Consider the following 7,676-nt stretch of genomic DNA (forward strand, 5'->3'; position numbering starts at 1 on the left):
GGACGCGGCGGCGACGGCTTCGGAGAACGCCCGCTGGTCGACCTGCGAGCCGAGCATCAGGGCGAGGCGCGTCAGGAACCCTTCCCGATCGGTCTCGTCGGCCTGGTCGAGGGCCGTGGACAACGCCAGCCACACGTTCTCGCGACGCTGCTCCTGCTCGGTGATCTGCTCGGCCGGACGTGCCGGCAGGGCGGCACCCTCGGGAGCCTTGCCGGCGCGCAGGGCGACGGCCACACCGGACAATTCGGCCACCGGAACCCGGCACAGGAGCAGGCCGTCGGGGCGGACCACGAATGCTTCACCGGCCGTGGCGCCGAGGGCGGCGGCGAGGTCGGACGCTTCGAGGACCGTGACACCCTCGGCAGCAGCGCTGTTCACGGCGAGCGCGCGCACGCTCTCCGGCGACAGGGACTGCCCGAGTTCGGCCGCGGCGACTGCGAGGGCGGCGCTGCCGGCCTCGTCGAGCCCGAAGCCGATCACCGCGAAGCCGGTGCCGCGGGCGAGGTTCAGCGAGCTTTCGACCGCTCCGCCGTCGGTGACGACCGTGATCCGGCGGTCCTCGACCGGGTCGCCGGGCAGGACGCCGTCGGTGCCCGGGGCGACGGACCACGTCAGTGGTGACAGCCGGGCGTGGGTGGCGCTGGACTGACGCGGGTTGATCAGGTGCCCGAACTCCGGGCGGCCGACCGCGAGCGCGAGCACGGCGTCGCGGGTGGTGCGGTGGCCGTGGCTGCCCGGGCTCATGATGAGGGTGGACTTGCCGGCATTGGCGACGTTCTGTTCCCAGGCGTTGTGCCGCTCGAACGAGTACGACTGCAGCAGAGCAGGTTCGGCGTTGCCGTGGATGACGGCGGCGAGCTGCCAGGCGAGGGTCTCGGCGTCTTCCATGCCCGAGTTCAGGCCGCGCACACCGAAGATCGGCACGAGGTGGGCCGCGTCGCCGGCGAACAGGAGCCGATCGTGGGTGAACTCTTCGAGCGCGAGGGCGCGGGCGCTGTAGAAGCCCTTCCATTCGAGGGTCCACGGCAGGTCGTTCTGCAGCCAGTCGAGGTGCTTGGCGATGCGAGCCCGGATGGCGTCTTCCTGGGTCTCGATCTCGGCGTCCTCGGACGGGTCGAGCTGGTAGTCGATGCGCCAGATGTTGCCGGGCTGCTTGTGCATGATGATCGTCGAGCCGGGGTTGCTCGGCGGGTCGAACCACACCATGCGCTCGGCCGGCAGGTCCGACTCCCAGTGGATGTCGGCGATGACGTAGCGGCCCTCGTAGCTGGTGCCCTGCAGACGCAGGCCGGCAAGCTCGCGCATGCGGCTGCGACCTCCGTCGGCGGCGACGACGTACCGGGCGCGCAGGAGTCGCTTGCCGTCGGCGGTGTCGATCTCGAGGGTGACCTCGTCGTCGCTGCGCAGGATGCCGGCGATGGACGCCTGCCAGTGCAGGGTGATGAGCGGGTTCTGCTCGAGGGTGTCGACCATGATCTGCTCGAACTCCGACTGGGAGACGTTGATCATGGGCGGGCGCACGTCGAAGTCGCGCTGCGGCATCTGGAAGTGCAGCACCTGCTGGTCGCGGTAGAAGCTGCGCCCACCGACCCACGGGAGCACGATCTTCTCGAGTTCGGCACCGAATCCGAGGCGGCCGGCGGCTTCGAGGCTGTGCCGGGAGATGCAGATGGCGCGGCTACCGAAGGACACCTGGTCGGCGGCCTCGATGATCGTGACCGGGATGCCGCGCTGAGCGAGCCCGAGCGCGGTGGCCATGCCGACCGGTCCGGCGCCCACGATGACGACGGGCAGCGTCTCGTCGGACGGCGTCATCGACTCGAAGGTCGACGCGGGGTACTTGGGAGGCTGGTAGTAGGTCGACATGGGTCAGACACCTTCCTGCGAGGGGGACTGTGCCTGCTCGGTGCTCGTGCCTGCGGAGGGCACGCGCAGGAGCAGGATGCTCAGGAGGCTGATCAGGGCGATCAGCACGAAGTAACCGGTGATGGCCATCGAGGTTCCGGTCGCGGCGAACAGCGAGGTCGCGACCATCGGGGCGAGACCGCCGCCGAGGATGGCACCGACCTGGTAGCCGAGTGATGCACCGCTGTAGCGGATCTTGGCGGGGAACAACTCGGCGAACAGCGCGGACTGCGGTCCGGCGCAGCAGCCGAGGGTGAACCCCAGCGTGATCATGGCCAGGAACATCACCGGCAGGATCGCGGTGTCCATGAGGGGGAAGAACAGTGCGGCGGCGACGACGAGCGCCGAGGACGCCTTGATGTAGATGGTGCGGCGACCCACGAGGTCCGACCGCCAGGCGCTGTACGCCATACCGGCCATCCAGAAGGGGCAGGAGGCGATGAGCAGAGTCAACATCGCGGTCTTGCTGTAGCCGAGCTGGGTTTCGCCGTACTTGAGGACGTAGACCATGTAGGCGTAGGCGATGCCGTTGGTCGCGATGAACGTGCCACCGGCCAGCAGGACGGTCTTCCAGTGCTGGGTGAGCACCTCGATGATCGGCATCTTCTCGTCGACCGGGGCGGGCGCGTCCTTGGATGCCTTGAATTCGGCGCTCTCCTCGAGACCGAGACGAATCCACATGGCGACGAAGACGAGGACGGCCGAGGCCAGGAACGGAACGCGCCAGCCCCACGAGTTGAACGCCTCGTCGCTGAGGAACATCGTCATCGGCAGGTAGACCAGGTTGGCCAGCAGCACCCCGGCGGGCACACCCAGCTGAGGTGCCGCGCCGTACAGGCCACGCTTACCGGCGGGGGCGTTCTCCGTGGCGACGAGCACCGCACCACCCCATTCGCCACCGACGCCGAGGCCCTGGATGAAGCGCAGCGCCACGAGCAGGATCGGGGCGGCGACGCCGATCGCCGCGTAGTTCGGCAGCAGGCCGATCGCGACGGTCGCAAAACCCATCAGCAGCAGGGACGCCACCAGCATCGACTTGCGGCCGATCTTGTCGCCGAAATGGCCCATGACCACGCCCCCGATCGGACGGGCGATGAATCCGACGGCAAGGGTCGCGAACGCCGCCAGGGTGCCGGCGACATCGGAGGAGTTCGGAAAGAACTGGGGTCCGAGCACGAGCGCCGCGGCGGTGCCGTAGATGAAGAAGTCGTACCACTCGATGGCGGTGCCGACGAAGCTGCCGAGCGCGGCTTTGCGCGCCGCTTTGGCCGACGGCTGTGTCGTCGTGTCAAGGACGGTCATATGGGGGTGCCCTCCGGCGAGATGAACTGGATGCGGTCCGGTTAACGAGCGTTCGGACGCGCTAGAAGCATCATGAGGGCGGTCACAATAGTTTGGAAAGCGCATAAATCGGTGGATCATTCACGGAAAAACCGTCAAAGATGTCTTTGGTCCTGGTCAGGGACACTAGGAGGACTCTGAGCGGCAACGACGAAATCGACAAAAGTCTGGGCCACTCGACTCGGTTGAGCATCTCGCCGCCATCCGAGCACCACCTTCACGGGACCGGGCGTCGGGTCGACGATGGCGCGGAGGGCAAGGGGCAGCCCCTCGTAGGTGACATCCACCGCCGGCCGTTGCAGGAGCAGCGTCCAGCCCAGACCTCTGCCCACGAACGACCGAGCGGNCTCGAAATTCTGGGTCCGGTATCCGATCGTCGGCGTGAATCCGGCTTCGGCGCACACATTCAGGGCGTGCCCGGAACTGGGAGGCGCGTCGAGCAGCACCATCGGCTCGTCGGCCAGGTCGCGCAACCGGACCGCGGCCGCGTCGGCCAGCGGATGGCCGCCCGCGAGCAGCACCATGGGGTATCGGACATCGAGCGTCACCGTTTCGAGGCCGGACTCGAGCTCGAGGTCGTAGAGGAAGGCCACATCGAGATCGTGGGAATCGAGCAGGATCCGGAGCCGGTTCTGCGTGTCCTCCCGGAAATCCACGCGGGCCCGCGGATGAGTGCGCGTGAATTCGGCGATCAGTGACGGCAGCAGCGTGGGTCCGAGCGAGGGGTAGCACCCCACCGCGACGGGACCGGCAACCGACCCGGCCTCCGAGTGGGCATCGTTCTGCAGTTCGGATGCGTGATGCAGCAGCATTTTCGCGCGGTCGAGCACCGCGTGGCCCGTAGGTGTGAGCTTCACACCGCGCGCCCGCTGCCGCACGAACAGTTTCGCGTCGAGCGCCTTCTCCAGGTCCGTGATCGCGGCCGACACCGCCGAATGGGACATGTGCAGCGCATCGGAAGCCGCGGTGATCGTGCCCCACTCGGCGACCGCGACGAATGCCGCGAGCTGGCGCATCGTGTATGCGGGCACGCCGTCCATCCTGGCCATACGGCCAACCGTATCCGGACACGGTGGACGTGGTTCAGGACACCACGATCCGATCTGCGATGTGGCCCCGGACCATCGACGGCACGGTCGCCGCGAACTTCTTCAGGTACGCGAGAATCCACTCCCGGTCCGAGGTAAGGAACGGGAAGTCGGAGCCCACCATGTGCCGCACCGCGAGCATGGGCAAAGGTGCGTCCAGGGCCCGGAACTCGCTGTTGCGCAACCCGGAGACGGTGCAACCCGGGTAGAACTGGCCCAGCATCAGCCCGTCGGTGACGAAACCGGACTTCCGATCGCCCTGCACCCGGTCGACGACCTCGAAGTCGGTGACGTCGGGAAAGACCACCACCAGCGCCTTGAGCGCCGCGTCGGACCCGGATTGCGGGGGCAGGTCGGCGAACAACTCGGCCATGTCGTCCGCGATCTCCCGCATGCGGTCCTCGTCGATGTCGCCTTCGACGAACACTGCCCAGAACAGACCGCGGCCGATCGACGGGGCCGCGAAGGGGCACACCGGTCCGGTGCGACCCAGATCCTCATGGGGCCGGCACAGGAACTCGACCGCCCAGCGGCGCAACTCGCCCGTACGGGGATGTTCGTCGGGGCGGATCTCGTCGAACACGCTGACCGGTTCGATGCCCGATCGACGTCCGCGGAGGGTGTCGGCTGAGGGGAGACGGTCGGTCATGACCAGGAGCCTTTCTCGAGGTGACGTGCGAGGACGGGAGTGATGTGGTCCAGCGCGAGCGCGCCGGTCAGATGCAGATGCGACACCGGCACGCGGTGGTGGTGGAGTTCTCCGCCGATGTGCGGCCGCCACGACTCGGTGGGTGACGGCAGGCCGCTCGCGGCGGCGTCGGCGGATTCGAAGAACAACAGCGCGCCGGGAACCCGGGCCGGGGTGTGCGCGATCGCGAGGTCGACGGTCCGCCCGAAGACGGATCGCACGACGTCGAGTTGTTCCGCGGTGACCGTGCCGAACGGTGCGGTGTCGCGTGTCTCCGCTGCGATCAGCTCGGCGCTCGGGGGCGTGACCGGCCCCCGCGACAGGTGGGTGTCGAGCATGGTCAGCGACGCGATCTCGTCGCCCGCCGCGGTGAGCTGCGCCGCGATCTCGTGGGCGATCTGCCCGCCCACCGAGTAGCCCAGCAGGTGGTAGGGCCCGTGCGGTTGCACCGACCGGATCCGATCGACGTACACGGAAGCGAGTTCGGCGAGCGTCGTGAACCGCCGGTCGGGCTCGGTGAACATCGGGGACTGCAGACCGTAGACGGGCCGGTCCCCCACGTGCGGCGCGAGCGCCGCGAAACACCACGCGAGACCGACCGCCGGGTGCACGCAGAACAACGGGTCGCCCGATCCGGTCGCGCGCAGCGGCAACAGGACATCGAGGGAGCGGGCGTTCTCGTCGCCGGGGCCCTCTTCGATTCGCTGTGCGAGGGATTCGGGAGTGGGGTGCGTGAAGATCCACTGCACCGGTACCTGGCCGCCGACCGCGTCGGCCAAGGCGGTGGCGACACCGGTCGCGCCCAGTGAGGTCCCGCCGAGTGCGAAATAGTTGTCGTCGAGCCCGACCGTGTCGATTCCGAGAGCTGCGCAGAACGCGGCGGTCACTGCGGTTTCCGCTGCCGTGCGCGGCGCCCGGTACGGAGGCCGGCCGACGGTGAGATCGGGCGCGGGCAGCGCGGCGCGGTCGAGTTTGCCGTTCGGCGTGACGGGCACGGCTTCGAGGGTGGTCACGGTGGCGGGCACCAGGTGGGGGGCGAGCCGGCGTTCGGCGTGGGCCCGCACCGCGGCCGGTTCGAGCACGGCACCGGTCGCGGGCACGACATATCCGTCCAGGCGATCCCCGCGCGCGGTGACAACGGCACGGTCCACGCCGGGGCAGTCGAGCAGGATCGATTCGATTTCGCCGAGTTCGATGCGGAACCCGCGGACCTTGACCTGCAGGTCGGCGCGGCCGACGTACTCGAGGGTGAGCGTCCCGTCCGCGCTGTGCCGCCATCGCACGAGGTCACCGGTGCGATACATGCGGCGACCGGGTGTTCCGAACGGGTCGGCGACGAACCGCGACGCGGTCACGCCGCTGCGGTTCCGGTAGCCGCGCGCCAGGGCCGGTCCACCGAGGTACAGCTCACCCACCACCCCGGTGGGCACGGGACGCAGGCGGGCGTCGAGGACGAGTTCGGTGACGCCGCGGATGGGACCGCCGAGCGTGACCGGCTCGTCGGCGGACAGCGGGTGACCGGCGTTGGTCTGGATCGTGGCTTCGGCGGGTCCGTACGTGTTGACCATGCGTCGTCCCGGCGCCCAGCGCGACACCAGTTCGGGTGGGCAGGCTTCCCCGCCGACCACGACGGTGCGTACGCAGCCGAGATCCGCGGGGTCCAGCGTGGCGAGCACCGAGGGCGTCAGCGCTACGTGCGTGACTTCTTCGCGGGCAATGACTTCCGCGAGTTCGGCGCCGCCGTACACGGTGGGCGGGGTGATCACGAGGGTGCCTCCGGTGGCAAGGGCCCACAGTTGTTCGAGGACGGCCGCGTCGAAGCTCGGGGAGGCGAAATGCAGAACCCGCGCGTCGGGGCCGAGCCGGAATCGGGTACGCTGCTCGGCCACGAGATTCGCCAGTCCGGTATGGGTGACGACGACGCCCTTCGGGGTTCCGGTGGAGCCGGAGGTGTAGATGACGTACGCGGCGTGCTCGGCGCGCAGCGGCGCGGTCCGGTCCCTGTGGGTGATCGTGCCGTCGGTGCCGTCGGTGCCGTCGGTGCCGTCGAGCACGATCCACGCGGCGGCGGGCAGCTGCGGACGCCACCGCTCGGTTGTGATGCCCGCTGCGACACCGGAGTCCGTGAGCATGTGCTCGATACGGGTGGGCGGGTAGTGCGGGTCGACGGGCAGGAACGCCGCTCCTGCCTTCGCGACGGCCCACATCGCGAGCACCGACTCCAGCGACCGGGTCAGTGCGACCGCGACCACGGAGTCCGGGCCGATGCCGCGGTCGACGAGGCGGTGCGCCAGCCGGTTCGAGCGTGCGTCGAGTTCGCCGTAGGTGATGCGCCGGTCTTCGTCGACGAGCGCGACCGCTGCCGGGTCGAGTGCGGCCGAGCGGGCGAAAAGATCGGCCAGCGTGACGGGTTCGTGATCCGCGGACCCGGCGACGGGAACCAGGCTCTCCCGCTCGGCGGTCCCCAATACCTCGACCTCGCCGACCGGTCGTGCCGGCCGGGCCACGAGCGCATCGAGCAGGCGCACGAACCTCGCGGCGAACGTCGCGACCGTGGTCGCGTCGAAGATGTCGGTGGCGAATCCGAAGGACGCGGTCACTCCCGCAGGCGCGCAGTCGCTGTCGACGTTTTCGCTCACCGCCAGGTACAGGTC

The 7,676-nt window shown here is 69.1% G+C and carries 5 protein-coding genes; all 5 read right to left on the reverse strand.

Annotation, left to right across the window (positions count from 1 at the left end; all coding sequences use genetic code 11):
• Positions 1-1,866 (reverse strand): FAD-dependent oxidoreductase (locus tag Q8814_RS22980; RefSeq protein ID WP_330154288.1); only part of this gene is annotated, 1,866 nt, incomplete at its 3' end.
• A gap of 3 nt (positions 1,867-1,869) precedes the next feature.
• Positions 1,870-3,207, reverse strand: a complete 1,338-nt coding sequence (locus tag Q8814_RS22985) for an MFS transporter (protein WP_330154289.1) — start codon at positions 3,205-3,207, stop codon at positions 1,870-1,872.
• Between the two features lie 134 nt (positions 3,208-3,341).
• Complete coding sequence (locus tag Q8814_RS22990; RefSeq protein ID WP_330154290.1) at positions 3,342-4,295, reverse strand: LysR substrate-binding domain-containing protein; 954 nt, start codon at positions 4,293-4,295, stop codon at positions 3,342-3,344.
• 34 nt (positions 4,296-4,329) lie between these two features.
• Positions 4,330-4,983, reverse strand: coding sequence for a DUF6875 domain-containing protein (locus Q8814_RS22995; protein ID WP_330154291.1), 654 nt, complete (start codon positions 4,981-4,983; stop codon positions 4,330-4,332).
• The coding region (locus tag Q8814_RS23000) for an amino acid adenylation domain-containing protein (RefSeq protein WP_330154292.1) at positions 4,980-7,676 on the reverse strand (2,697 nt) is incomplete at its 5' end. The genes Q8814_RS23000 and Q8814_RS22995, both read right to left, overlap by 4 nt.

It is taken from the genome of Rhodococcus chondri (genome assembly GCF_036327435.1).
GTDB lineage: Bacteria > Actinomycetota > Actinomycetes > Mycobacteriales > Mycobacteriaceae > Rhodococcus > Rhodococcus chondri.

Coding starts and splice junctions, on each gene's coding strand:
- Q8814_RS22985 (WP_330154289.1), bottom strand. CDS start 3,207: ATGACCGTCCTTGACACGACGACACAGCCGTCGGCCAAAGCGGCGCGC.
- Q8814_RS22995 (WP_330154291.1), bottom strand. CDS start 4,983: ATGACCGACCGTCTCCCCTCAGCCGACACCCTCCGCGGACGTCGATCG.